The sequence below is a fragment of the Hoeflea sp. TYP-13 genome (assembly GCF_040932035.1).
Lineage (GTDB): Bacteria > Pseudomonadota > Alphaproteobacteria > Rhizobiales > Rhizobiaceae > Hoeflea_A.
Genome location: NZ_JBFRBB010000001.1, coordinates 2,029,661 through 2,055,006, shown reverse-complemented (window position 1 = coordinate 2,055,006; position 25,346 = coordinate 2,029,661). Strand labels below are relative to the sequence as shown.

The 25,346-nt window shown below is 54.2% G+C and carries 29 protein-coding genes; 10 read left to right on the top strand and 19 right to left on the bottom strand.

Annotation, left to right across the window (positions count from 1 at the left end; all coding sequences use genetic code 11):
• Positions 1–56 precede the first annotated feature (56 nt).
• The 5 genes from tsf to ABVT35_RS09830 all read right to left on the bottom strand — a co-directional run bounded on the left by tsf (position 57) and on the right by ABVT35_RS09830 (position 5,241).
• Positions 57–980: a translation elongation factor Ts gene (gene tsf, locus ABVT35_RS09850; RefSeq protein ID WP_368466158.1), complete on the bottom strand. Its 924-nt coding sequence runs from the start codon at positions 978–980 to the stop codon at positions 57–59.
• Positions 981–1,090: 110 nt separating this feature from the next.
• A complete protein-coding gene (gene rpsB / locus ABVT35_RS09845) occupies positions 1,091–1,960 on the bottom strand; it encodes a 30S ribosomal protein S2 (protein ID WP_368466157.1) in 870 nt (289 codons plus the stop codon).
• 189 nt (positions 1,961–2,149) lie between these two features.
• On the bottom strand, positions 2,150–3,652 hold the full coding sequence (locus tag ABVT35_RS09840; RefSeq protein ID WP_368466156.1) for an inorganic phosphate transporter: 1,503 nt from the start codon (positions 3,650–3,652) through the stop codon (positions 2,150–2,152).
• A gap of 131 nt (positions 3,653–3,783) precedes the next feature.
• Entirely contained in the window at positions 3,784–4,251 is a 468-nt protein-coding gene (locus ABVT35_RS09835; protein ID WP_368466155.1) for an NUDIX hydrolase, read from the bottom strand.
• Positions 4,252–4,425: 174 nt separating this feature from the next.
• Entirely contained in the window at positions 4,426–5,241 is an 816-nt protein-coding gene (locus ABVT35_RS09830; RefSeq protein ID WP_368466154.1) for a cell envelope integrity EipB family protein, read from the bottom strand.
• A 134-nt stretch (positions 5,242–5,375) separates the two neighbouring features.
• Between ABVT35_RS09830 and ABVT35_RS09825 the strand changes: the two genes are divergently transcribed.
• The 3 genes from ABVT35_RS09825 to ABVT35_RS09815 are packed head-to-tail and all read left to right on the top strand — an operon-like array spanning position 5,376 to position 7,822.
• Positions 5,376–5,843 (top strand): RidA family protein, encoded by a 468-nt coding sequence (locus ABVT35_RS09825; RefSeq protein ID WP_368466153.1) that lies wholly within the window; start codon positions 5,376–5,378, stop codon positions 5,841–5,843.
• A 10-nt stretch (positions 5,844–5,853) separates the two neighbouring features.
• Positions 5,854–6,579 carry a glycerophosphodiester phosphodiesterase family protein gene (locus ABVT35_RS09820; protein ID WP_368466152.1) on the top strand — a complete coding sequence of 242 codons (726 nt, stop codon included), beginning with the start codon at positions 5,854–5,856 and terminating at the stop codon, positions 6,577–6,579.
• 22 nt (positions 6,580–6,601) lie between these two features.
• On the top strand, positions 6,602–7,822 hold the full coding sequence (locus ABVT35_RS09815; protein ID WP_368466151.1) for a GNAT family N-acetyltransferase: 1,221 nt from the start codon (positions 6,602–6,604) through the stop codon (positions 7,820–7,822).
• 29 nt (positions 7,823–7,851) lie between these two features.
• Here the strand turns inward: ABVT35_RS09815 and ABVT35_RS09810 are convergent, their stop codons facing one another.
• A complete protein-coding gene (locus ABVT35_RS09810) occupies positions 7,852–8,208 on the bottom strand; it encodes a MerR family transcriptional regulator (RefSeq protein ID WP_368466150.1) in 357 nt (118 codons plus the stop codon).
• Positions 8,209–8,329: 121 nt separating this feature from the next.
• Here ABVT35_RS09810 and ABVT35_RS09805 point away from each other — a divergent pair, with 121 nt between their 5' ends.
• The 3 genes from ABVT35_RS09805 to ABVT35_RS09795 all read left to right on the top strand — a co-directional run bounded on the left by ABVT35_RS09805 (position 8,330) and on the right by ABVT35_RS09795 (position 10,405).
• Positions 8,330–8,587 carry a zinc ribbon domain-containing protein gene (locus ABVT35_RS09805; RefSeq protein WP_368466149.1) on the top strand — a complete coding sequence of 86 codons (258 nt, stop codon included), beginning with the start codon at positions 8,330–8,332 and terminating at the stop codon, positions 8,585–8,587.
• 135 nt (positions 8,588–8,722) lie between these two features.
• A complete protein-coding gene (locus ABVT35_RS09800) occupies positions 8,723–9,490 on the top strand; it encodes a YHYH protein (RefSeq protein ID WP_368466148.1) in 768 nt (255 codons plus the stop codon).
• Positions 9,491–9,649: 159 nt separating this feature from the next.
• Positions 9,650–10,405 (top strand): sulfotransferase, encoded by a 756-nt coding sequence (locus tag ABVT35_RS09795; RefSeq protein ID WP_368466147.1) that lies wholly within the window; start codon positions 9,650–9,652, stop codon positions 10,403–10,405.
• 77 nt (positions 10,406–10,482) lie between these two features.
• Here ABVT35_RS09795 and ABVT35_RS09790 read toward each other — a convergent pair whose 3' ends face one another.
• The 10 genes from ABVT35_RS09790 to ABVT35_RS09745 form a co-directional block, all read right to left on the bottom strand.
• Entirely contained in the window at positions 10,483–10,746 is a 264-nt protein-coding gene (locus ABVT35_RS09790) for a hypothetical protein (RefSeq protein ID WP_368466146.1), read from the bottom strand.
• A 358-nt stretch (positions 10,747–11,104) separates the two neighbouring features.
• Positions 11,105–11,476: a hypothetical protein gene (locus tag ABVT35_RS09785; RefSeq protein WP_368466145.1), complete on the bottom strand. Its 372-nt coding sequence runs from the start codon at positions 11,474–11,476 to the stop codon at positions 11,105–11,107.
• Positions 11,477–11,683: a hypothetical protein gene (locus ABVT35_RS09780; protein ID WP_368466144.1), complete on the bottom strand. Its 207-nt coding sequence runs from the start codon at positions 11,681–11,683 to the stop codon at positions 11,477–11,479.
• Positions 11,680–12,468, bottom strand: coding sequence for a glycoside hydrolase family 19 protein (locus ABVT35_RS09775; RefSeq protein ID WP_368466143.1), 789 nt, complete (start codon positions 12,466–12,468; stop codon positions 11,680–11,682). Before ABVT35_RS09775 ends, ABVT35_RS09780 begins: the two co-directional genes overlap by 4 nt.
• 42 nt (positions 12,469–12,510) lie before the next feature.
• A complete protein-coding gene (locus ABVT35_RS09770) occupies positions 12,511–13,218 on the bottom strand; it encodes a hypothetical protein (RefSeq protein WP_368466142.1) in 708 nt (235 codons plus the stop codon).
• A gap of 261 nt (positions 13,219–13,479) precedes the next feature.
• The gene (locus tag ABVT35_RS09765) at positions 13,480–13,689 is read right to left on the bottom strand and encodes a glycosyl hydrolase 108 family protein (RefSeq protein ID WP_368466141.1); all 210 of its coding nucleotides are present in this window, start codon (positions 13,687–13,689) and stop codon (positions 13,480–13,482) included.
• A gap of 586 nt (positions 13,690–14,275) precedes the next feature.
• Complete coding sequence (locus ABVT35_RS09760; protein WP_368466140.1) at positions 14,276–15,130, bottom strand: hypothetical protein; 855 nt, start codon at positions 15,128–15,130, stop codon at positions 14,276–14,278.
• A gap of 166 nt (positions 15,131–15,296) precedes the next feature.
• On the bottom strand, positions 15,297–16,172 hold the full coding sequence (locus ABVT35_RS09755) for a hypothetical protein (protein WP_368466139.1): 876 nt from the start codon (positions 16,170–16,172) through the stop codon (positions 15,297–15,299).
• Between the two features lie 417 nt (positions 16,173–16,589).
• On the bottom strand, positions 16,590–17,039 hold the full coding sequence (locus ABVT35_RS09750) for a hypothetical protein (RefSeq protein WP_368466138.1): 450 nt from the start codon (positions 17,037–17,039) through the stop codon (positions 16,590–16,592).
• An 11-nt stretch (positions 17,040–17,050) separates the two neighbouring features.
• Entirely contained in the window at positions 17,051–18,550 is a 1,500-nt protein-coding gene (locus ABVT35_RS09745; RefSeq protein ID WP_368466137.1) for a hypothetical protein, read from the bottom strand.
• Here ABVT35_RS09745 and ABVT35_RS09740 point away from each other — a divergent pair.
• Both ABVT35_RS09740 and ABVT35_RS09735 read left to right on the top strand, forming a co-directional pair.
• Positions 18,501–19,169: a hypothetical protein gene (locus ABVT35_RS09740; protein WP_368466136.1), complete on the top strand. Its 669-nt coding sequence runs from the start codon at positions 18,501–18,503 to the stop codon at positions 19,167–19,169. The genes ABVT35_RS09745 and ABVT35_RS09740 overlap by 50 nt on opposite strands.
• A 20-nt stretch (positions 19,170–19,189) precedes the next feature.
• Positions 19,190–19,510, top strand: coding sequence for a hypothetical protein (locus ABVT35_RS09735; protein WP_368466134.1), 321 nt, complete (start codon positions 19,190–19,192; stop codon positions 19,508–19,510).
• A 1,276-nt stretch (positions 19,511–20,786) separates the two neighbouring features.
• Here ABVT35_RS09735 and ABVT35_RS09730 read toward each other — a convergent pair.
• Both ABVT35_RS09730 and ABVT35_RS09725 read right to left on the bottom strand, forming a co-directional pair.
• Positions 20,787–21,617 carry an oxaloacetate decarboxylase gene (locus tag ABVT35_RS09730; RefSeq protein WP_368466306.1) on the bottom strand — a complete coding sequence of 277 codons (831 nt, stop codon included), beginning with the start codon at positions 21,615–21,617 and terminating at the stop codon, positions 20,787–20,789.
• Positions 21,618–21,719: 102 nt separating this feature from the next.
• A complete protein-coding gene (locus ABVT35_RS09725; protein WP_368466133.1) occupies positions 21,720–22,346 on the bottom strand; it encodes a pyridoxamine 5'-phosphate oxidase family protein in 627 nt (208 codons plus the stop codon).
• 168 nt (positions 22,347–22,514) lie between these two features.
• On the opposite strand from ABVT35_RS09725, the gene ABVT35_RS09720 reads away from it, so the two are divergent.
• Together ABVT35_RS09720 and ABVT35_RS09715 are read left to right on the top strand one after the other, a co-directional pair.
• Positions 22,515–23,162 (top strand): hypothetical protein, encoded by a 648-nt coding sequence (locus ABVT35_RS09720; protein WP_368466132.1) that lies wholly within the window; start codon positions 22,515–22,517, stop codon positions 23,160–23,162.
• On the top strand, positions 23,159–24,169 hold the full coding sequence (locus ABVT35_RS09715; protein WP_368466131.1) for a hypothetical protein: 1,011 nt from the start codon (positions 23,159–23,161) through the stop codon (positions 24,167–24,169). Before ABVT35_RS09720 ends, ABVT35_RS09715 begins: the two co-directional genes overlap by 4 nt.
• On the opposite strand, the gene ABVT35_RS09710 is transcribed toward ABVT35_RS09715, so the two are convergent.
• Complete coding sequence (locus ABVT35_RS09710) at positions 24,162–25,244, bottom strand: AI-2E family transporter (protein WP_368466129.1); 1,083 nt, start codon at positions 25,242–25,244, stop codon at positions 24,162–24,164. The genes ABVT35_RS09715 and ABVT35_RS09710 overlap by 8 nt on opposite strands.
• Positions 25,245–25,346 lie beyond the last annotated feature (102 nt).

The following is a 25,346-nucleotide window of genomic DNA, read 5'->3' as shown; positions in this document are numbered from 1 at the left end:
AGGGCACCGCGTTGTCACGCGATGCCCCAGCATTTTCACTTAATTGTGGTGACTAGTCAGCCGGCTGCGGCTGCAGCAACTTCTGCAGCAAAGTCGCTTTCTTCCTTCTCGACGCCCTCGCCAAGCTGGAAGCGGACGAATCCGACGACGGAAATGGGTGCGCCAACAGCAGCCTCAGCTTCCTTGATCGCCGCTTCAACGGTCAGATCCGGATTAACGACAAAGCTCTGCGACATAAGCGCAACTTCCTCGAAGAACTTGCGCATACGGCCTTCCACCATCTTTTCGATGATGTTTTCCGGCTTGCCCGATTCGCGTGCCTGCTCACTGAAAATCGCCCGTTCGCGATCGGCAACATCCGCATCCACGTCAGCTGACGTTACGGCCAGCGGGTTGGTTGCCGCAACATGCATGGCAACCTGCTTGCCGATAGCCGCAAGCGCTTCAGTGTTGCCGGACGATTTCAGTGCAACCAGCACACCGAGTTTGCCGAGGCCACCAGCCACTGCGTTGTGGATGTAGCTGGCAACAACGCCCTCATCGACCGAAAGCATGGCACTGCGCCGCAGGTTCATGTTTTCGCCAATTGTCGCGACCGCATCGGTCACGCTGTCGGATACCGACTTGCCGGTGGCCGGATAGGTAGCGGCGGACACGGCTTCCAGCGTGCCGTCCGTTTCCAGCGCTACGGCGGCTACTCCGCGCACCAGATCCTGGAAAGCATCGTTGCGCGCGACAAAGTCGGTTTCGGAGTTAATCTCGACAACAACAGCTTTGTTGCCATCGGCTGCAACACCAACCAGTCCTTCGGCGGCGGTGCGGCCGGACTTCTTGTCAGCCTTGGCAATGCCTTTGGCACGCAGCCAGTCGATGGCTGCTTCCATGTCGCCGTTGTTTTCTGTCAGCGCCTTTTTGCAGTCCATCATGCCTGCGCCGGACTTTTCGCGCAGCTCTTTAACCTGAGATGCAGAAATGCTCATAATCGCCTCTTGCAAAAGTACGGCACACCCCTACCGGGTGTGCCTCGTTAATGGTGGTTCCAAAATCAGCTACACATAGCATGCGCATGACACACCATGTGTAATCCGCCCTAGGAAGCCGGTGTTTCTTCGGCAGGTGTCGCTGCTTCTTCGGCAGGTGCTGCAGCTTCTTCAGCGGGTGCTTCTGCTTTTTCAGCGGCGGGTTCGCCGGTTTCCTCGGCAGCCGCTTCTTCCAGCGCCGGTTCGACCGGTGCTTCTTCGGATGCTCCGATGTCGACACCTGCGGCGCCCTGCTGACGTGCAATTCCGTCCAGAGCAGCTTTGGCTACGAGATCGCAGTAGAGCGAAATTGCGCGTGCCGCATCATCGTTGCCGGGAACCGGGAAGTCGATCGGATCGGGATCGCAGTTGGAATCAACAATGGCAACAACGGGAATGCCCAGGCGCTTAGCTTCCTGAATGGCAATCGATTCCTTGTTGGTATCGATGATAAACATCAGGTCGGGTGTTCCACCCATATCGCGAATGCCGCCGAGGGCGCGCTCAAGTTTGTCGCGTTCGCGCTCCAGGTTCAGGCGCTCTTTCTTTGTAAAGCCCTGCGCTTCCGCGGCAAGAAGCTCATCGAGCTTGCGCAGACGCTGAATGGAATGCGAAATCGTCTTCCAGTTTGTCAGCATGCCGCCAAGCCAGCGTGCGTTGACATAATACTGTGCTGAACGCTTTGCAGCATCGGCAACGAGTTCCGAGGCCTGACGCTTGGTACCGACGAACAGAACCCTGCCGCCTCCGGCAACCGTGTCGCTGACAAGCTGCAATGCCTGCGAGAGCATCGGAACCGTCTGGCCGAGATCGATAATGTGAACGTTATTACGGTCACCGAAAATGTATTGTTTCATTTTCGGGTTCCAGCGGTGCGTCTGGTGACCGAAGTGAACACCAGCTTCAAGCAGCTGGCGCATGCTGAAATCAGGCAAAGCCATGCCTTGTCTCCTTTTCCGGTTATACCTCCGTGAAGCGTCAGCAGACGTGCTGCCACCGGCGGGATTGACCGGATTTCTCCCGGCCATACCCATGCTTCACGTGTGGAATGGGCGGTTCCCTACAGCGGACCGCATCAAATATCAAGGGGGCGGAGCATCAAAATGCAGATATCCGGCCTGTGTTCCTACCTATCCCATGATCGAAGATAAGATGAGAAAGACACTCGCCGACAAAAGAGCAGCCGCCGGAACGGTAACGACCCATGCCGCAATGATCGTCATAAAATGAGACCTGCGTACAAGCTTGCGCCGACGAAGTTCAGAATAATTGACCACCGGCTGGCTTGTTCCGGACAGCGACTTTTGTTTGTTGACGTAACGCCGTCGTCGCTTGGAATTGCCTGTGTACCACTCGCGGAAAAACCCGACGCCGAATACCGCACCGACCGCAATGTGTGTCGAGCTCACAGGCAGGCCAAGCCAGGAAGCAACGATGACCGTTATGGCGGCTGACAAGGCCACGCAGTAAGCCCGCATCGGGTTCAATTTGGTGATCTGCTGACCAACCATTCGAATGAGTTTGGGGCCGAAAAGAAGCAAGCCAAATGAAATACCGAATGCACCAATCACCATTACCCAAAGCGGAATGGCAACCTTTGAAGCAATTTCCCCTACACCTGCAGTGTGCACTATCGCGGCAAGCGGCCCGACTGCGTTTGCAACATCATTGGCGCCATGGGCAAAAGACAGCAGAGCAGCTGAACAAACCAGCGGTATTGCAAACAGCTTGCGCAGGGATTGGTTTCTGTTTGCCAATCCCTTTGCCTGAATGGCAATCACCGGGCGCAGGACTGCCCAGGCAATGACAGCCACGACAGCTCCGATAATGAGCGCGGTCTGTATGTCGATTTTTATCACCTTCTTGATGCCCTTGAGGGCAAGGTATGTCGCAAATGCTCCGGCCATGATTGCGATGAGCACCGGCACCCATCGACGGGCAGCCGCGATTTTGTCGTCCTGATAGATGATCAATGTTTTGATGAGCGCAAGAAAGATTGCGGCAATAACGCCGCCGATGAGGGGCGAGATAACCCAACTTGCCGCTATACTGGCCATGGTTGGCCAGTTGACCGTTGCAAGCCCGGCGGCAGCTATTCCAGCGCCCATTACGCCGCCAACGACCGAATGCGTCGTTGAAACCGGTGCGCCGATCCAAGTTGCCAGGTTTACCCACAATGCCGAAGAGATAAGAGCCGCCATCATTGCCCAGACAAATATGGAGCTGTCCGCAAAATTGTTCGGGTCGATTATTCCCTTGGAAATCGTTCCAACCACGTCGCCGCCTGCAATGAGCGCGCCGCTGCTTTCAAATACGGCTGCAATGATCAGTGCAACACCCATTGACATTGCGTTTGATCCGACCGCGGGGCCGACATTGTTAGCAACATCGTTCGCACCGATATTTAGGGCCATGTATGCGCCAACGACAGCAGCGGCGATAATAATCACCGATCCGGGAAGGCCACCGACAAAAAAACTGGCAAAAACAAGCGCAAGCGCAAGAAATGCGACTGCCACTCCAAGACCCACCAGCCGCCGCGACATGAACTGGGTCGCCAGCTCGACCTTGGCGATTTTTTCAAGATCTTTGTCGAGTGTCAGCTTTGAATAGCTTCGATGTGATTGAGACAAGCTTCCCGTTCCCCTACGGCGCTGATAGTTGCCAGGTGGACAGCGCGGCATAGCACACTGGCACCGGCACCACTGCTTTATGCATTACGAGGGTTCGGGGCAAGCGGCTGAGTGCCGTCAGGAACAGAAATCTATGGACAAAACGAGCGAATAAGCTGCTGAAGCTCTGGTTCACCTACCAGGGAGGCGGCTTCCTGCTGGCTGAACCAGCGTCGTTGCCTTTGGTTCTTTTCCGGATATTTGTCTTCCAGATGTTCGACGCGGAGCGGGTAAACTTGGACGGTGCACTGTACTGGCAGCCCACCATGCATCCATTTGCGATACTCATATGTGCCGATTGAATCGGAGTGGACCCAACCGGCTACACCTGCTTCTTCGAGCGCTTCGCGCGCCGCTGTGCCGGAATCAGACATGTTCTTTATGGCCCAGCCTTTTGGCAGAATCCAACGCCCGGTTCCGCGGCTGGTTATCAACAGAACTTCAATGCCATCAGCGGCCTTACGATAGCAAAGCGCCGCATATTGCAATGGTGCGGGGCGGCTAACCATGAGGCTTAAATACTCCGCCGCCGTATTCCATCTTTCCATTAAAGCAGACATATCCCTATTCCTACGCGAGACCGATTGTTATGGTTTGCATATATGTTCTACGGACGAGGAAACTAATCCTCGGCGTATTCAACTCGTGGTGAATACTTGCAACATATCAACCCGAGCCAGCTTGTTGCTGATTCTATTCGGGTTTTTTGATCCGCATTGATCGATTGTGAAGGACTAGCAGCCTTCACCGTCAAATGTTTCCAGCGAAGCGAGTGTGCCTTTTAGTGCAAACTCGCCGTAATCCATGATCAGGTCTCTGGTAATACCGTTTTCGTACAGCTCGAAAGAAATCCGATAAACCGGGGTGCCGTCTTCGTTCTTTGTTTCGTCAAAATAGGCGATCGTGACCGGCCATGTCGGCAGATCAGCAAAATCTCCTGTTACTTCAAGCTCACTATTTTCGTCGCCCGACACTTTGGGAGAGCCGACGACGCTCGTCGTCAACATGACCTTGCTGCCTTCTTCCGAGCCATCAAAAAGATGCGACTGGAAGAACCGGTCCCCCTTCTTGGCTCTTTCTATGAGAGAGATCATCTGTGCTGTCGGGAACTGGGCCCGGTCAAGATTGAGTTTCGCTCGCCTTGGCGTTGTCAGGTCGACTGCCGTGCCATCGGTTTCAGCCCTGGCGCTTCCTCGAACTTCAAGATCGAGTTTCTCGTTCACATATGACTTCGTCAGAAATCGAAATGTGCCTTCTTCCAGGTTTTCATAAGTGGTTGTCTGTTGGTCGGTTAACCGGACCGTTCCACCGGTATCGAGTTGTGTAACAAAACGAAATCCGACCGTGTATCCTGAGCATGCCGACCCGTTGAATTCGTAGACCATGCGGCCATACATCGATTCAATACCGGAACGATCGGATGCCTGCTGCAGTTCAAGATCATAAACAGCGCGGTGCGGAATCAATGCCTCCGCGACACCCGCGTATGATTGCCCCGACAATGCGAGGTTTATGTTGATAAGTGCAAGGGTACCGATTAACAGTCGCACACGATGTTTCCTTCTACAGTTTGGCGCCCAATCTTACATGGCATTGCGACAAAATGGAGAGGTCGCCAAAAAATTCGCTGCATTGTGCCAGCACATACCTAAAGTACCAGTTAAGACATTAACGGAGTTGAAAAATGCCGGATACGATAGCAGAACGCCTGGCCGCCCTGAATATCGAACTGCCTGACGCACCGGCCCCTGCCGCTAAATACGTGCCTTACACCATCGTCGGATCGACACTTTACATTTCCGGCCAGCTGCCGATGCAGGACGGATCAGTCGCAATAACCGGCCATCTGGGCTCAAGTGTCGACGCAGAGACAGGACAGGAAGCCGCCAGACTTTGCGCGATCAACATCCTCGCGCAAGCAAATGCCGCCCTTGGCGGTGATCTCGAGCGCGTTGCGCGACTGGCCAAAATCCAGGGCTTTGTCGCATCGACCCCCGATTTTGTGGAACAGCACTTGGTTATAAACGGTGCCTCCAACCTGCTTGTCGATGCGCTCGGCGAACGCGGAATGCATGCTCGGGCGGCGGTCGGCATGGCTTCACTGCCCCTGAACGCTGCTGTGGAAGTCGACGCAATCTTCGAAATCAATTAAGAGTAATCCTTTGAGCAAAGCCCACTGGATAACAAAAGCCCCGATAGCCCATCGGGGCTATCACGACATGAACCGCAACATATGGGAAAACACTTCCAGTGCCTTTGCCCGGGCAATCGAATCCGGATTTTCGATTGAATGTGACCTTCAACTGTCCTCAGACGAGGTCGCTATCGTCTTCCATGATTATGAAACCAACCGGCTTTGCGGAATGGACGGCGCGGTGCGCGAATTGTCTGCGGACGCGCTGACGCAACTTCATGTCGGCAAGACGGTTGACCGTATATTGACGTTTCGGCAGATGCTGCAGCAGGTAAATGGAAATGTGGGACTGATTGTAGAGCTAAAACCTCCTAAAAAGGAGGACGTATTTGTTTTTGCACGGTCCGTCTTATCTGACCTGGAATATTATGAAGGCAAGGTTGCATTGATGTCTTTCGATGCCAAGCTGGTGGAGGAATTGTTGAGCCGCAATTCCAAATGGTCTGTTGGACTTGTGGCCGCAGAATTCAATGAGGCAGAAACGGCCAAGAACCATGAAGCCCTGCAACTGCCGCTGGACTTTGTCTCGTTTTGCGTGGAACACCTGCCAAGTACGTTCGTATCGAACGCGCGCGCCAAAGGACTGCCCGTCATCACCTGGACGGTTCGCGACGACGAAGGGATAAAAAAAACATCGGACTTCGCCGATCAAATTACTTTTGAAGGCTTTGATCCGCTAACCTTGTCAGCGTGAATGGAGGCTTTAAATATAGCGGATGGCCGACGCGCAAAAAAGCAGTATCCGCACAGATAGCACCGGTGAAAACACCGAATTTCGCATCAGAATTGTTAATTCTTTCAATGATATAGATCTTGATGACTGGTCTGGCTTATGCGGTACCGGCAGATCCAAAGAGGAATGCGCGCAATATAATCCATTTGTCTCTCACGCGTATTTGTCAGCGCTTGAGGATGCGGGTTGCGCAACTGCGGACACCGGCTGGCTCGGACAGCATCTGCTGCTGGAAACAACATCCGGGTCGCTTCTGGGTGCCCTGCCCTGTTACCTGAAAAGTCACAGCCAGGGTGAGTATGTATTTGATCACGGTTGGGCTGATGCATTCGAGCGTGCCGGCGGTCACTACTACCCCAAACTTCAAGCCTCCATTCCATTTACCCCCGCAACCGGCCCACGGCTTTTGTGTCGGAACGGGGTGGGAATCCAGCACGTACGCGCCGCATTGTCGAGCGGGCTTGCAACACTGACCGACCGGCTCGGTGTTTCATCCGCTCACGTGACATTTGTACCGGAGAGCGAAGTATCCGTTTTCAAGGATCAGGGCTATTTACTAAGGACAGACCAGCAGTTTCACTTCGTCAACGACGGCTATGACGATTACCGCGGTTTCCTTGAATCGCTGGCATCGCGAAAGCGGAAAGCCTTGAAAAGGGAAAGACGCGTCGCGCTCGAAAATGACATTTCGATCGATTGGATAACCGGAAGCGACCTTACAGAATCTGTGTGGGACACATTCTTCGAGTTCTACATGGACACCGGTTCCAGGAAATGGGGCCGTCCCTATTTGACGCGAGAGTTCTTCTCACTCATATCGCAGCACATGGCGAAGGACATTCTGCTGGTTATGGCGAAGCGCGATCAGCGCTATGTTGCGGGGGCTATCAATTTTATCGGCTCGGATACACTGTTTGGCCGGCACTGGGGCTGTATCGAGGATCATCCGTTTTTGCATTTCGAGGTCTGTTACCATCAGGCCATAGAGTTTGCCATTGCCAACGGATTGCGCACAGTTGAGGCCGGAGCGCAGGGCGAGCACAAACTTTCGCGTGGCTATATGCCTGTAAGGACCAACTCAGCCCACCTTATCAGGCACTCGGGACTGAAGAACGCAGTTGCAGATTACCTTCAGCATGAGCGGAATGATGTGGAGCGCATCGGTGACCTGCTGCGTCAACACGGGCCATTTCGGAAAGGCTGATATCTCCGGCTGATGTAATGGAAACGGCTTCAGGATGTGCCGGAAAGTGCTTGGCGCGTGGCGCGCAACGTTTTCAGAAAACGCTTCGCACGTTCGATGTTCGCTTCCACTTCCCGTATTTTCTGATCGAGAAACTCTTCGACGTCGAGATCCTCAGGGGATGGTCCCTCTATCTGCCGTAAAAAAAACAGGAGTTCAGAGATCGTAAATCCTGCTTTCTGAGCCTCGTCGATCATCTGCAACCGATCAAACACAGCCTCGTGGTAGTCTCGATACGAATTTGTCCGGTCCGGTCCCTCGGTGGAACCGATCAGGCCGTTTCGCTCATAGAACCGTATCGTATCTCTGCTTAGGCCGGAACGTCGCGCCACTTCACCTATTCTCATATGAATATTCTTCAAACCATTGACAATGGTCCATTGTTAACATCATCTGTTGATAGTGGAAAGCGCACGATGAACAAATCAGCGTTTTTGGACCAACATCGAACAATCGGGAGAAACAGAGATGGGTGCACGGTGCCAAAGCTGCGGCATGCCGCTAAGCAAGGATGAGATGGGCGGCGGAACCAATGACGATGGTTCAATCAGCACGACATACTGCTCATTCTGCTACAAGGACGGGGCATTTGTGCATCCGGAATTTACGGCAGATGACATGCAGAAATTCTGTATTGAGCAACTCGAAAAACGCGGAATGCCACGCTTCATGGCCTGGATCTTTACCCGCGGAATTCCCAAGCTCGGCCGATGGCAGGGTGCATAGGTCCCTGTCCGCGCCAGAGCATCGTCGTAAAATTACAACTTGGTAATGGTCCGGTAAGACGCACGACAGGAGCGGTGCGTATGATTGGCATATGGATCTAAGAGGGACGCAGGGCAACGCTTCTGTGTGGGGAATATGGCAAATCGTTTGGCACTTTTGTTCGGGGGAATCTGCGCGGTGGCCGCAGTCGGATATGCAGCGGCAGCAAGCAATTGGGTCGAGATAAGCGAACGCGGCAATCAGATCTGCATCCGATCGAACGACATTCCGAATCACGCAACTGGCAAATTTCCCAACCGGGGAAACCCACACACCATTCGATCACAGAGAATCAATGTTTGCGTGACCGCCTCGCCTGTGAAAGGAAAACGTGCGCGCGCGAATGGCCGGGGCGCAATAGGAATTGCCTTGAACGGAGTTCTCATCCGACCCGGAACGGCTGATTATTGGGACCCGTCTTCACCACGCGGGCACAGCCGTAACAGAAGTTCCGGCTGGAACCTGGAAGGCATGGGCGCCTCTAGCCTGCTTGGCATGGACAGGGCCAACGCGCATGTCGACGAAAGAGGCGCCTATCACTATCACGGAAAACCGATCAACGCCCTGAAAACAATGGGCGGCACCCAGATCGGGTATGCCGCAGACGGGTTTGAAATCCACTATATGGGGTCCCGCGCCAAATCGGGTTATCGGCTTAAAAAGGGCAACCGGCCTTCCGGACCTGGTGGGCGATATGACGGAACCTATGTGCAGGATTGGGAGTATGTCGGTGGCTCCGGCAAACTTGATCAATGCAACGGCGGAACACTGAACGGCAGGTTCGTCTATTTTGCCACCAACACATACCCATTTTACCCGCGTTGTTTTTGGGGCAGACCCAGTTCCAGTTTCCGCGGTCTTTAATTGCGTTGCGGGTTGACTTTTCAGCAACCGGCTGGCGGCCAATCAGCCAGGGAAGGAACGCGAACGCATCCTAGTTTTTGACTACGGCACGTAAGAATTTTGGGGGCGACACCCACGAGCGGAGTTCTGCTCTGCTTACAGATTCTTAAGAGCAATACTTTGAAAATTAAACAGCTTCACCGGCAGTTTTTTGCCAATCGGGTTGAATCGGAGGCTTTCATTTGCGGTTGCGACCACAGCGGGACAACCCTTATCGCAAACATCCTGGCAGGACACCCGGACGCGTTTGTCCCGCTTTACGAGACCTATATTTTCCGCAAATACAATCTAAAAATGCAGTTGCAATATATGCGCCTGCTAAGAGAAGCTTCGTCGACGGGAAAACGCTACCTCATCGAAAAAACACCGGAGCACATAACATTTATACCCGTCATTCGCGCGAACATCGCTAATTCCCGATTTGTTATTCCGGTGCGCGATGGCAGGGATGTTGTTGCTTCGTTGATACGGCGCGGGTTCGATCTGGAAATCGCCATTCGGGACTGGATTTACAGAAACACGCTTGCTCTGGCCGAACAAAACAGACCCGACGTCCTGGTTTACCGTCATGAGGACCTTGTCAAAGATCCGAAAACGACCATCGGCCTGATCTGCAGTTTTTTAGAGATTGAGTATTCCGATGCGCTGCTCGACTTCGACAAGCAGGAGCGCAACTGGTTCAATGAAACGAAACTCAGATTGGGCAACAAGCCCCCAAAAGATGGCGTGGAACATCACGCATTGCGAAACTGGCAGGTCAACCGGCCGATATACGACAGCAGCGGCCGATGGAAAAAGGAACTGCGTGAGGAAGACGTGCAACGTCTTACGAGTGGAGATGGGCGGTATCTGATGGAGGCATTCGGCTATCTGTAAAATAATGCTTCCAGACCACCGAGTTGCGTTGAATTTAGGAATGCCTGCGGCCAACATTGCCAGGTTGCGACCATTCGCTATTTCTCCACAGCTCTCAAGATCCGCCGTAGCGTTTCGTTTTGCTGCTGTTGAATGACCTCGATGGCCTTCAGTCTCTCCCGCACATCACCGGCCCGGTTTTCGATGCGATCGATGCGCATTTCGACCTCTGAGACATCTTCCGCGTTGGCAGTGACATTGTTTTGCAGGGTGACATAACCGGCAACGAGACCAATGGCCATCACGATCACGCCCAGAAAGCTGCTCCAGGGCATACTGGGCGGTTTGGACACGCCGTTCATCAAACAGGCCTCCCGAACCACTCGCGGCTGTTGCTGCCCCGGGCAATGAGACAAACCATCGGCCGATCCTGTCTGTCCCGGGAATGATAAAACAAAAACCACGCCCCTTTTCGGCCGACGGTCAGTTCCAGGACACCCGAAGAATTCTCGTGCTCCCCTTTCCAGACGCGATGCTGTTTGAGATCAGATAGCAGATTCTCAAGCAAACCATCCAAAGGGCCGCAAAACGGCATTTGCGCTGTCAGCAACCGGTTATTGGAGCCACCGGGCGCCGGAACAGCCGCCATCATAAAGAGGGCAATTGTCAAAACTGCCGACCGAACGACAATCGGCAGCCTGCATCTTGTCTTCCTGATCATTATCGAAATCTCCCGATAATTGCCTTACCGCCATCCACTAAAAACAGGGACGACACGATCCAGCCGGCCCATGTGTCGAGCGGTGGCGGAAGTGCGGCAACGTTCCATGTGAAATGAAAGAGGCTGTCGGCAACGACAGCGGCGAACCAAATTCCAAGCGGAATGACGAAGAAGAGCTGAAACCACCAGGTGCGGCTGACGAGCAAACTGGCCTGCGCCTGCATATGTGTCTTGATGATGTCGGCCTTGATCCGCTCGCGCTCGGTTTCGTTGTCCACCTTGTGGTCGACGCTGTCGAGAATGCGATCCAGCGTGCCACCAGTTAGCCACCCCAGAAGGGCAGTTCCGCCTTTGGAAAGAAGGGCGAGCATTTAACCGTCCTTCCCACGTAATCCGATCAGACCAAGCCCGAAGGAGATCATCGCGGCCGGAGGCACGTCGGTCATATTCGATAAAATGTTCGCGGGCGTGCGCAGGACCTCGACCTCGCCGCCGGCGGCGATGATTGCTCCAGTCACAAACGCGGCAAACCCGGTCCACCAGGTTAGCGATTTCGGTTTGAAATATTTGCTGGTCATAACTTACCTCCAAAAATGGATGCGATGAACCTGGACAGAGCCACCCACACGCCGCCGCCAGACGTCGGAGACACAGGATTTGTCCGTTCGGGTTGTTTAGTGACAGAGCCGGTCTGGCTACATTGAGCGCCTTCGGGTTTGGGTTTGGACCATGAAACCGGAACAGGCTCGAACCTTGGCTTTGGAACACCGCCGGCCTCTTCGATCGCCCTGAGAAACGCCCGGTAGTAGCCGGCGATCAGATCCCACTTGTCGGTGATGTTGACCGTGCGGCGGGCATTCCTGAGGTCGTCCCTGCCGGAGGTTGGGAGGTAGTGGGCTATCCCCCTGCCCTTGCCATTCCAACGGCCATCGAGCAAACCTCGAATGAGAATGCGAGCCCCGATGATCGGGTCGAGCGCCTTGTCGGGATGCCTGACAAGGTCGACACCGGCATCTTCACTCGAGCGCTCGTAGTTGCGCTTCCAGGTAAGCTGTACCTGACCCCGGCCGTAGTAACAGTGGCCATAGGGTGGCTCCGGCTGGGCATACTTCGCCTTGCGCAACCGGCGCCTGGCAGTTGCGTCATCCCTGGCCAGCGTTTCGCGCACGGGAACCATTCGGCGGGCGGTTTCGTGGTAGGCCGTTGCAAGGGCATAGGCGAGCGTCTTTGCCCTTCCATCTCCGTGGGTTGCGAAGGCGTCGAGAATGCCGTCAACGCCCCTCACCTGTCGCTGCGATATGGACGTGCCGAACACGCCACTCGAACGGCGCCGCAGCGCCGCATAGAATGTCTTGCGGTTCATGATGTTTACCTGTGTGGAAATAAAAAAGGCTCCCGAAGGAGCCTAGATGTTGAGACAATTCTCAGAACGGTAGAATATTGTCGTTAACGACGGCGCTGTCATTACCGGTCCCAGGCCATAAAAATCCAGTCTTCGAAAACCCTGATCTGTTAGGAAATCAAGTCCCGGTTTATAAATTTCCCAGTTAGTGTTGTCCCAAATGATAACACCGTCATCCGTCAATGCTTCAACACAGTTTCGTCCGCATTCAACTCGATCCTCTCCATCAATGACTACAACCTGAAATTCGGATTTGTATTGTGTGATCGCCTCGGCATAGGGCTTTCTATGACCAACTTTCAATTCATACAGGTGGTAAGATACTGTGGACGGGAGGCGATTGTGAATGTGTTGATACCATTCAGGGTCATGTTCACAGCTCACGACTTCCGCGTTATGCTTGACCCACCAGAGAGTAGAGTTTCCACTCCCATACTCAAACACTTTCAATCCACTGCGGACTCGTGTTTCCAGAAAATGAACCGCTGAGTAGGTCACCCAGGGAATAGGTGCACCTTCGCCATCGAATGCCTGATGGGAGCGAAAGCTGTCAATCCACCCTGTCTTTGTCAGATAGTCGTCAGCAATGAATCTCAGGGCCTTGCGGCGCATCCTTCGCGGATTTTTTCGATATTTTTGCAATTGGCGCCCGAACCAATTTTTGCTGGAATACATGCCCCACCACCATAAAAAATAGATGAATAGGGGCATGCCTTAACTCTCAAGTTGCGACATGTCCAGAGCTTACCGTTGCCATAATCGCCAAGGATCGGATTGAGGCCTCGATCTTGTTGGGTTTGGCACGGATCACCTTGATGGCGTCCCATTTACGCACCGAAATTTGGGTTTTTGACCGTGTGATATTTGGTCAGTTTGCGGGGTTGGTCCCAAAGTTGCGCATTGTTTCGTTGGCACAGGCGAGTGTGTTGTCCTGCCTATCTTTGTCTGTAAACCAGCCTGCTCGGTTGTGAATCATTTCAGGTCCGCCATCGAAGTACTCGACGCAATGTAGAGACGGAAGGTTGCCGGTGTGATCTCTTTGCTGATTGCTCCACCAAGGTCACTTAAATGATTGACGAAACCGCCCTCATGCTTGAGCACAAGCTGCAACGCCCGCGGAAAATTGCTGTCCACGATTTCACCGATGTGGAAATAAAAAGGATCCTGGAGGAGCCTATACATGTCGGTAGTGATCTCAGGTTATTGGAGCATTGCCTAATCTCCCTCCAAGACAACGATAGATGCGATATCTCGGTTCAAAACACGAAAATACGCTCTCTCTGTGTTCGGTGTGCCAGCAGGATTGGAAGACCGTATGTTTATCCCTGGTGCATGATGTTGTTGTAATGGCCCAACACTTCGCGTCCACTCTTTCGAAACCAGCATGACACGCGGTTGCCGGGCTTGTTCCCTACTCGATATTGTGACAAGGGGATGCCTATAACTACTGATTTTTTTAAACGGTACCGGCACTCGATATTGAACTCGTAGTCTTCGCTACGGCCAAGAATTTATTCATCCCAGTCCTTTCACCATACACAATTTAAGACTTCTCTCTTGACATTGGTGTGCCTAATCCAATGTGCGAATGCATTAAAAAAAGGAAAAGCGATCCGAATTCTGCCGCTCAGGATCAAGGCGGAAAAAGCATTATCAAGGTTCATATGCAGATTTCCCCCGATGATGACGTGACAATTCAAACAATACACAACAGCCATTGGCCTCGGGGTGACCGAGAAACACAGCCGTGGAATTCGGACGGTTGGATTTAAGCCAGCCGTTTGACAGCAAAAACATAAGCCCGTGGTGTCCGGATCAAATGGACTTCGTAGCTTTCAGTCAGGATACGTGAAACAACTTCCCAGATCGGTTTGGACTCGTAAGTGATATCTTCAATCACAACCCAACCGCCGACACGAATCTTTTGAAGCCCAAAATGAAGCGATGCGAGATTGGCGTTCACGGCATGCAGCCCGTCGTCAATCATCAGATCCAGTGAGCCCGGAATTTCGTTGCCAACCGATGATAGCGTGTCCGGATCGGTCTGATCGACGAAGAAGGTTTTGATCCGCTCTTCCTCAAACAATATCCGTTTGTCGACATCGGCGCCGTAAATCATGGCGTTCGGGAAATGGTCCCGAAAAGCTCTCAGTGAAGCGCCGGGATTACCGCGCTTTCCCATGTGTGAAAATACATCTGTGTTGTTCGTTCCGAGACCAATTTCTAGCAGGCTCCTGATTTCAGCGAGATCTGCGAATATGCGGCCGTAAATGAGATGGTAGGAATTAAGTTGTCCCTTGTCGCTGCCGTAGTGATCAAGCCGGCCTTTGATTTCATCGGCAATCTGAAGCGCATCGGGCGAAGTAGCAAATTGCTCGGCATCTACTTCCCGAGTTGAGGCTTTTCCAAACGCGACGGCTAAATCACGAAGATTCTCCACCGATTGGTTAATAGCCAGTTTTGTTAGCGAAGCACGTGTTTGGTAATCACCAGCACCCGACGGGGTATAAACCGGAAATTCGGTGGTCATGTTGAGCAACGAGCGACCGATCGCGCCCTCTTTGTAGCTTTTACGTAGCGCACTATAACGCTTCACCCAGGTAAGACGCTTACTTTTGACCACCAAAATTCCGCCCGATAGTTCAGGTTGAGTTGCCTCAACGTCTTATTGATTTCAGCGAACAAAGCAAGCACGTTAGCCGAAGTTGCCAGTGAAAATTGCGGTTCACGACTACACCACAGCGTTGATATCGAAGAGGCTCCTGAAGGAGCGGGGCTTTTTGCTTGTGTTAATTCGATATTCGGAGGGTGTATTTACCCTTAAACCGAGACAATCGATCGTTCACAGATTCGATGATCTTCTCAGGAGATTCTTTCAGCCTGTTTTCAAGGTTCTCGTGCCAGGGGAACAGTTCATCGCGATCCGGCTTGTTCCTAAACCCGTCGTTATAGGCAACCTCGACATTCTGGTCTTGTATCGTGTCGTCGCAGACAGCATCGAGAACAAAAAAAGCATTGTTGTACTGGACCGATTCCAATCGATAGCCGAATGGCCGGATGCTTTCAGCAGCGGCCACGACCGAACACCCAAAAAGCGCCCCGTGCCCATAGTCGACACCTTCATGATAATCCGCGCAAAAGTAGATTGGTGGTGGGATCTCTTCACTGATTTCAAATGTTATGATCTTGGGGCGATACCCCGCCGTCAAGATACTCTTCATGACCGGTAAATCATAAGAATCGATGTCAATATTCAAGACATCAAATACCTTCGGCACGTCGTGCGAAGCAAGAAGCGGACCGACGCTGGGTGGCGTCACTCTTGCCATCGCTAGTTGCGTATTGGAAAACTCCGTGTAAACAAAAGCCAACTGCCCGAATTGCTCCGGTCTTAGTTCTACTGCCAGCCCCGACCAGGTCGGTCTTCTGAACAAGCCAAGTGTGCAAGACTGATTCACTCCATCGCTCGCACCGATATCAACAACAAACCCGTCATGGATATCCAGTTTCTCAACCAAGTGTTTCAGATGGGCGTACTCACCGGCAAAAGACCGGTCTTCCTTTTGGGATCTGCGATGATGTCTCAACAGGCTGCGCGCTCGCGATATGGCCTTTCGAGACGGAATTATCCGCCTTACCTTCTCCTCAGCAAGAAACTTATTCATATGAGCGCCTGGCCACCATTGTCGCGCCATCGGCTGTAGGCTCGCAACAACTCAGAAATGTTGTTTGCGTCTATCCATCCACAGCGATGCAATTGTGCTTTTTGTTGTACAAACACTGAACTGCGCCACGTGGCCTTAGACCAGAATGATTCTTTAGTTTTGAATGCCCTCAGAAGCGGGTGACGTTCTTCGCCATCAATTGAGTCCAACATCCACAGGTGTTGTGTGCTTGAAAGTCGCCCACGTGGATCACTCATAAGTTCATCAACTGGACCAGGCGCATCTTGCCTCGAGTCTCGGCTGGAATTGTCTCCAGAAAACCGGTTCCATCTTAAACGCTCTAGGGGTGAAATCCATGCAATGTACATGGCGACACCTATAGCGCCGGGCATTTTCTCTCGCAAGTGGCAGGCAGACCTACAACCAATGCTTTAGGTCGGTATAATCGGCAGGTTTCTCCTGCAGAGCTTTCAACACACGGGCTTTCTGATGAATGGCCGTTATTTGCTGTGCACACTGGACACCAACCTCAAGCATTTCATCGTTCGAGAGCGTTTGATCATTGTTGTCCGCATCGGCAAACAAGAAGGTCGATGTGTCGCCGGCCCCCTTTTTCACCAGAGCAAACAGACTGAGGTTCGCGATGTTTTCTCGGCCGCCATTGACCATATCGACGGGAAATGCCTTGCCGGTGGAAAGCGAAACGGTCTTTGGCAAGTATTTCCGACGCTCGCGCTCGGTATTGATGTGTTCGGCGGTGACAGCGTTGCGGGCAGCATCATTCCTTGCCCATTCTGCGCGAAATTCGGCTTCTTCCTCGTCGGTAAGCGCGACTTCTTTGCCATTAACAAGCTTTGTGAGGGGCATGTATTTATCCTTTATGCTGTGCTGATACCGAACAGGATGAATTCTCCAGTGGCGATGAGCCCAGAGTTCATAAACAATTGAAGGCCGTTTATAGCAGTGGTAGCCACTCTGGTTGAACAGCCGGCCTGATAGGTGTCGTAAAAACCACCATTACGTTCGTAGGCCGAGCGAAAACTAAAGCGTGTTCTGCGAGTAACTGGTGCGTCGTATATTATTGCTTCAAAAGCCCCATCACCTCCGGCACTGGAAACCATTGTCTGCATGACTAAACCAGCATTTGTGCCGTTTGAAAAAGAGTTGTTGGCGGTACCATTCGTAGCAAAACCACCGGCGGCATTTCGATAATCAGACCCACCGCTTTCCCAAGATACACCGTTGTTAACAGACGACCTCCACACAAGACTGGCAGTGTTCACGGACGGGAGAATATAACGACCCCTGAGTAACAGCGCGAAGTAGTTTGTGGGGAGATTGGTAAAATTGATACTTGCTGAATTGGACGCAACTTGAACCGGCCCGATTCTTTCAAGGGGACTAGAGCCTAGCGCATCTATCGCCTGCTTGACCCGCTGCGCTGTCCACGCCCTTTCCGTGGTTGCTGTGCCGGCTTCGGCCTCTGCTTGGCCAATGGTCGCCAGTGTGCCTTCGTGCCATAATTTGTACGCCGCTGCGCCATGTGACCAGCCACCAACCTTCCAAAGATTATCAGTATCAAGACCAAAATAGCCAGCAAATGCACCACCACGATGAAATGCCATCATCGCTGCACCAGTACCGTTATTTTGGACCTCATATTCGCCCAATAAAGCTGTCGCGGTCGCTATGCCATTATTGCCGGTTGTCGCTCCAGACGCAGAAACCAATCGACCAGTCAGAGTATCACCGGCTCTGCTGACCAGCGCTGCCTGTTGTGGTGTACTCACTGGCTTGTTGGCATCGGATGTGTTGTCGACATTGCCAAGCCCCAGGGTCGTCCTGGCGTTGCTCGCCGCCGCGTCGTCGATCAAAGATGCGCCGAAGGAGCTGATCGTGGTGTTCGCGGGCAGCGACAGGGTTTTGATGTCCGCATCGACCTCGCTGTCCATCAGCGCGCCGGCCGCCGTCACATTCGCCGTGTCCGTGACATCGGCGCCGCTCTCTACACCATCAAGTTTGTTTTTCAGCGCGGTGGTAAAGGACTGTTCGGTGCCGTCCAGAACCGCGGTGTGCGCCTGAACGTCGGAACCGATCGCCACACCAAGATTGGTGCGCGCGGTGGCGGCATTCGCCAGATCGGAAAGATTGTTTGCGCCAAGCATATCGCCGGCCCCGATACCGTCGGTTCCCTTTTCCGCAATCACCTCCCAATAGCTGGTCCAGCTCGCGCCGACACCCGGCTGGTTCGATGAACCGGACGTATGGGACAGGATGCACACATAGCTGCTGCCGTTGTTGCCGACGGCCTGGCGCGGATCCGACGCGGTGTATGCGGTCGACGTTGCCCATGATCCGGCCCAATCGATTTCAGCCACTTGCGCAGAAGCGGCACTGGCGGCTGCAGCCGTTGCCGAATTTGCGGCATTGGTTTCGGAAGTTCCGGCGTTGGTTTCACTGGATGCCGCATTGCTGGCAGATGTTGCCGCCGCGCTGGCGCTGTTTCCCGCGTTCGTCTCCGATGTCGCCGCGTTCGCTGCCGACGTTGCGGCGGCTGACGCGCTGCCCGCAGCGTTCGTCTCGCTGGTTGCAGCATTGCTTTCGCTGGCCGATGCGTTGCTCGCGCTTGTCGAAGCTTCGCCGGCTTTGGTCGTTGCCGTGGTCGCGGATGCCGCCGCATTCGTCTCCGACGTGGCGGACGCCGTTTTGCTGGCTGCGGCGGCCGTGTCCGATGCTGCCGCGTTCGTCTCGCTGGCCGAGGCGGCAGATGCGCTTGAGGCCGCAGCGGATGCGCTCGCAGCCGCCGCGGTTTCGCTGGCGGCTGCATTGGCCGCCGATGTCACGGCGTTGGTGATGTCATCCGTGGTAACACTGTTTTCCAGCCCGTCGCCGGCATTGTTCCAGGCAACCACTTTGCGCGCTTCCGGCTCCGGAAATTCAAACCCGGCATTGGCCGACGACTTCCTCATCTTGATGGCGCGGTCGACTTCCTCCTGAAGCTTCTGCGCCTGGCGTGCGTGCCGGTCGAACTGGCTTTCGAAGGCCTGCTCGCGAAACGTGCCGACATCATCGGCGTCTGTTTCCTGTGTCAGCGGTTCGTTTCGGATGATCGTCACGGTTTCGGTCGCAGCCGGCGCCGTCACAAATGTCACTGTTCCGCCGCCGGCATTTCCGGCGCCCGACACCGTATAGTGCGTCGCGATCGTCTGCAGGGTCTCGGTGCCGGCGGCATCGGTCAGGTAAACGGCAAGATGCGCATCCGCTTCGAAATAATACGGAAACGAGAATGCAGCCGTGCTGCCGTCGCCCGCAGCGCGGACGCGGTTGGTCGTCGTTGAAATTGTCATGTTGACCTCTGTTGAACGAATGAGGGCTGCCTCAAGGCGCGGCCCTCACATTGACAAATCGGTTCCGGGGAACCGAGATTTTAGGGTGCACGGCATTGTGCAAGGAGACGGACCATCGGACCGAAACACACGCATAACTTGAAACCCGGCACAATTCGAAGTAAGTGATTTATGACCTTCGCTCCCATTCACGTGCAGTACCGGGAAGCGTGAATGTGTAGGCCCTGCGCAGGAACGAAGCCGGCCGGTCCACCGAAGGTGACTGAAGGTTCGCAAGCCGTGTTCGGAATTGTTATCTCATTCTCTGGCTTAATCCGGCCACGGCTCTTCTCGTATCCGGGACCAAATGTACGCGAGGGGCAGCAAAGGACAGACACCCGGGTCTGTCGGTGGGTAGGCCGTCCATCCCGGAGTTTCCCGCTCCCACATCTGTCTTCCTGAAGAGAGGAAGCTTTTGTGCGTAGGCCGCAGGGGCACAAAACTCCTGCGGTTCACTGGGCCACCGGCGAATTGCAACGGCCCTTGCGCACTTCTCCCATCACCACCGCACACCGGCAATGCGGGCTCTACTGGCCTCCGTCACGCACCTCATGCCGCCCTCCAAAATGGTATTTCTCAACGCCCGTTTCACTGCTAAATTGCACCCGGCGCCGCTCCCACCCTGGCATCCTACACTGGGGGGGTCAGGGTGCGTAGCCCACAGGGAATGGCTATTCCTGTGGCGCATCGGGGCCACCCGCTCCCACCGCTGCAATCCCATATGGGGGTTCTGCGGTGCGTAGATTGCCAGGTGTTAATGCACCTGGCTTTCACCGGGGCGGCCTTATTCGGCATGGAACCGATCAACAAGAGGATCTAAGGTGCTGCTGGCTCCGGCTTAATCCAGCGACGCCTTTTCGTATCCGGGACAAATGCACGGATTGGTAAAGAGAGCAGAGCACCCGGGTTCTGCTGATGGATAGCTGACCATCCCGGAGCTTATCTTTCTCCCAGTTCAACAAAATTCCGAAACCGAACCTCAACCCCTAAGTGCATTGACCTTTTGCTGCGCAATTTCTATTTTGATCGCGGGACGGTGAGTACCTATACGGGAAACGGAGTAATATCTGTTTGGACGTTTGTTGAAGCGCCGTTATACGGCGACGCAACCTAGCTCTTCCTCCGTCTCACCTACTTTGCAGTCGGTCCGTGCAGTCCACGTTCGTGAAATTCCTTTGTGCCCTCGCTGGTTAGGTGACTTGCGGTTTTCTGTATTACTGCCGAGTCTTCACTGTCGCCGCCCTGCCGTCATCATCCTTCGGGCCTCCGCATCGGGCAGCGCCTCGACGGCATAGTTGAACGTTCCATGTTCGCGCACCTCGTTTGCCGCGCGGATAAAGCCGCCAAGCGCCGCGCGCGCGAACGAACCGCCGACGCTGATACGTTTGACGCCGGCATCGGCAAGCTGCGTAACCGACCAGGTCGGACCGGAAAGCCCCATGACAACATTGACGGGCTTTGATATCGAACTGCAGACCAACCGGATGGCATCGAGATCAGGCAAGCCGGGCGCATAAAGCACATCAGCGCCGGCCTTCTCGAATGCCTGCAGGCGCATGATCGTATCGTCGAGATCCCTGCGGCCGTATAGGAAATTCTCGGCCCTTGCCGTCAGCAGGAACGGCAGATCCCTCGCCGCCTCCACCGCTGCTGCGACCCGCTCAACCGTTTGCTGGAAATCATAGATCGGCGCATCCGGTCTTCCGGTCGCATCCTCGATCGATCCTCCAACAAGCCCTGTCTGCGCCGCCTGCCGGATTGTCTCCGCGCAGTCCTCCGGCGCGTCACCGAATCCGCCCTCGAGATCTGCCGATACAGGCAGATCGGTCGCATCGACAATCTCGCGTGCGTTTTGCAGCGTATCCTCACGCGTGAGCTCAGAACCGGAATCCAGCCTGCCTATCGAGAAGCCGAGACCGGCGGATGTCGTAGCAAGCGCCTCGAAACCTAAATTTTGCAGAATGATGGCGGAACCCGCGTTCCAGGGGTTGGGAATGACAAAGGCGCCGTCGCGTTCGTGCAGCGCCTTGAATGCCTCAAATTTCGCGTTCGCAACCATCATGCAAGCTCCTCAAATTGCTCCTTTTGTTAATGGAACATATTAAGAACATTTGCAAGCACTCGTTGAAACGAAACTCTAATTCACCGATCGTCAAACCCGTCAGTAGAGTTTGTCGGTTTCGGATTCCCGGATGAGGGTCTGGATGTCTTCCAACTTGTCGATCCCCTTGCCGATATCGAACATGACCTCGGACATCGAGGCCAGGCCATCCTGCGAAGGCCAGTTGTCCGGCTCCCAAAGGCCGGAGCGGATCATGCAGCGCGAGCAGTGAAAGAAAGCCTCTTCAACATTCACGACAAGGACCAGCTTGGGAAGTTTCCCCCTGATCGACATCGACTGGCGCAAAGGCTCATCGCGAACAATCATCGCGGTGCCGTTGACGCGAACGGATTCGTTTCTGCCGGGAATTAGAAACAGAAGACCCACACTGGGGTTCTGCAGAATGTTCTCAAAACCATCGACACGCCGGTTTCCCGGCCTGTCCGGAATCGCTAGGGTATTGTTGTCCAGTATTTTGACAAATCCTGCAGGATCGCCCTTGGGTGAAACGTCCCCGTCTCCATCGCCGTCCGAAGTGGAGATGATGACAAAAGGGCTGCGTTCGATGAAGTTCCTGCAGTGCCGGTCAAGCGCCGGCATCACCTTTTCCTTCACCCGTTGAATAGGTTCGCCGACGATTTCGCGCAGCTCTTCGCGTGTCGTGATGATGTCTTCGAATTCGGGCATCGGCTGGATCTCCATCGTGCGGGTGTGGCGGTGTGTCAACTTGGATCGGACATTTGAAACTCAACTCCAATCTATCGTGCAGGTTGAATAAATCCACTTCACTGCATTGAGTTTTCTGTAGAAATGGGCAAGCCTCCTGACATAAATCGAACGGCGCCGGAAACCGTCATGGAATGGTTTGATATCATAACGCAGCTTCGGGACATGATCGGCCGGGCTCTGTGGTTCGACCCGACCGTCTACGATACGGCGATCATGGATGACCGCACGCGGTTCGTGTCGACTATGGTGGTATTTCTGGCTGGAGTTTCCCTTCTTCTCGGTCAGTGCTTTGCGCTTTTCCTTGTTGCGGCGTCGCCGATCGGCTTTGTATTGGGGCTCATTTTCAGCGGTCTTTCATTGACCGTCCGCCTCGGGCTGTGGATGACTTGTTCAGTGTTCTTTGCCGCCATATTGTTCGGTGTCGTGGCAGCGCCGTGGAATTTCATTTCGGTCATATTCGTCGCGACGGCGCCTTTGGTGTTCGGCTTCCTCGCCGTGCTGCCAAGCATCGGAATCATCATTTCGTACATTCTCTACGGCTGGACCTGCCTGACAATGATGTACGGACTTTTCTACGGCGCGCAGGTACCTTTCCTTCCAGGTGCCGCATGTATGTTGGCGGGATGGATAGCCGTGTCGCTGCTCGAGCGGCTGTTCTTCACACGCAGCCGCGCGGCAAAGAGCGGCGGGTTTCTGTTTGCCAGCCGGCAATTGTCGCGATTTACGTCAGACCAGGTGCTGGATTTCGTCAAACAAAGAGTGCGCCCCAAATGAGTGATCTCCAGCAGCTATTGTTCGGGATTGTTCTGGTTGCGGGCGTAACCTTGTTTATTGCGCTGATCACGGCACCGTTCGAAGCGATGACCTGGTGGTCACGATGGACGGTGAACCCGGAAGGTGATGCTGACAAAGAAGGACAGTACGCTCGGGGTCCTGCAGATGGCCAGCCTGCCGTGCCGGGAAAAAAGGCAGTGGTGTTTTATGTGACCGGCATCGGCACGATCACCGGCGAGCGGCACCCGCAACTGGAACAGCATTTCCTTGACGAGCTCAAACAGGAACTGCCCTACGCAACCATCATCGACGATTTTTTCCCCTATTCGCCGGCTGGCATCCCGCTGACCGGCCAACGGATTTTTGCCCGGTTCTGGCGCTTTTCCGGCAGACACCGGGCCTTTGTGACGCAAAATCTCATTCGCCTGCGCAACATGTTCCAGGTGCTTGTGGCGGCCGATGGGCGGTATGGCCCAATCTACAGCGCCGGCACCTACAGAATCATGCGGGAGAAGCTGTTGTTCAACGGCCATGCTTTGAAATCGCGGCAGCCGGTCATCATGCTTGGCTACAGCGGCGGCGCCGAGATCTCACTCGGCGCCTCACCCTTTTTGCATGGCGAGTTTCAAAGCCGCCTGACGCTTCTGTCACTGGGCGGCGTTCTTTCGTCCCACCCCGGCATTGCGTCGCTCGATCGCATTGTTCACGTCCAGGGCTCGCGGGACCGTGTGGCGAAGATCGGCGGCCTGTTCTTCATTCATCGCTGGCGGATCTTTGGAAAATCACATTGGAATGAAGCGCACAAACACGGCTTGATTTCAACAATCCCAATCGACGGTATGGCCCATAACGGCCCCGGCGGATATCTCGATCCGGACACACACACAGTCGAAGGCGGACCAAGCAACCTGCAACAGACAATTGCCCATATCAAAACCGTGATCGATGAGGAAATCGAGGCCAGTCAAACCGGCCCCGGCCGCCAGCCCGATGATTCCGCTAGCTGACCGCCTCCTCAGCCGCATCGTTCCTGTCGGCTATGTGGCCGTCTTGGGAAAGCAGTATCGCGATCGGCCGCGTTGGTTCGAACTCGGCAAGTATGATAACGACAACGGATGTCATGGGCACGGCCAGAATTGCACCGCCAATACCCCAGAGCGCATACCACACGGTCAATGAAATCAGCACGACAAACGGGCTCAGATTCATCGAACGGCCGAGCATCCGCGGCTCGACAACGCCGCCCATGAACATCTGGGACGCCGTCAGACTAACAAGCACGATAATGATCGTGTCGATCGAACCGAACTGCGCAGCCGTCAACAGTACGGGAAACGCCACGCCGACCATCGATCCGACATAGGGAATATAGTTGAGCACACCGATCAGAACGGCGAAAAATCCTGCAAAATCAACACCGATAAGACGCATGCATATGTAGCTGATAAGCCCGAGCAGAACGTTGACCAGCGTTTTGACCGTCAGGTAGTTGCCGATGCGCTCGTTGACGTTGCCGACGACTTCCATAATGCGTTTGGCCTCTTGGTGCGTTGTCGCGGCAATTACGATCTTGCGGCTGAAATGCAGCCGTTCGGCCATCAGAAAACTGGCGTAGAGGAAAACCACGAACACCTGCCCGCCAAGCACAGAAACCGATGTGACCGTGGTGCTGATCAGTTTCTGCAGGTCTATCTCGCCCAGAATGAGATTTCTGATGGTGCTCCAGGACGGTTCATCATCGATACCCAGCATTTTAGCGATATCGCCGGCAAATCCGAGCAAAGTCGCCTGATATTGCGGAGCCAGAGCAATGACCTTCTGGACGTTTTCGGCAAACAGCAGGACCAGCAGAAACCCGAAAAATATGAACGCAAGCAGGGCAGCGATGTGGCGAAGCCACAACGGAATGAGCGCGCCGATGACCGGCACTTTGCCGAGGCTTGTCGCGGCTGTGCTGAGCACGTAGACCGAGATGATCCCCGAAATGATCGGAATGAAGATCGGTCTTCCAATCCACAGAACGAACCCGACCATGATGGCGAATGCAAGGCCGTAGACAAGATTGCGAAAACGGTTGTTCATTCCAGACTCCGATCTGACGCGCCTTTGCGGTTGGCGAGATAGTTCAGCGATTCAGCCAAATTGACAAGTCCCCGGCATTGTTCGGCGCAAACGGCCACTGAA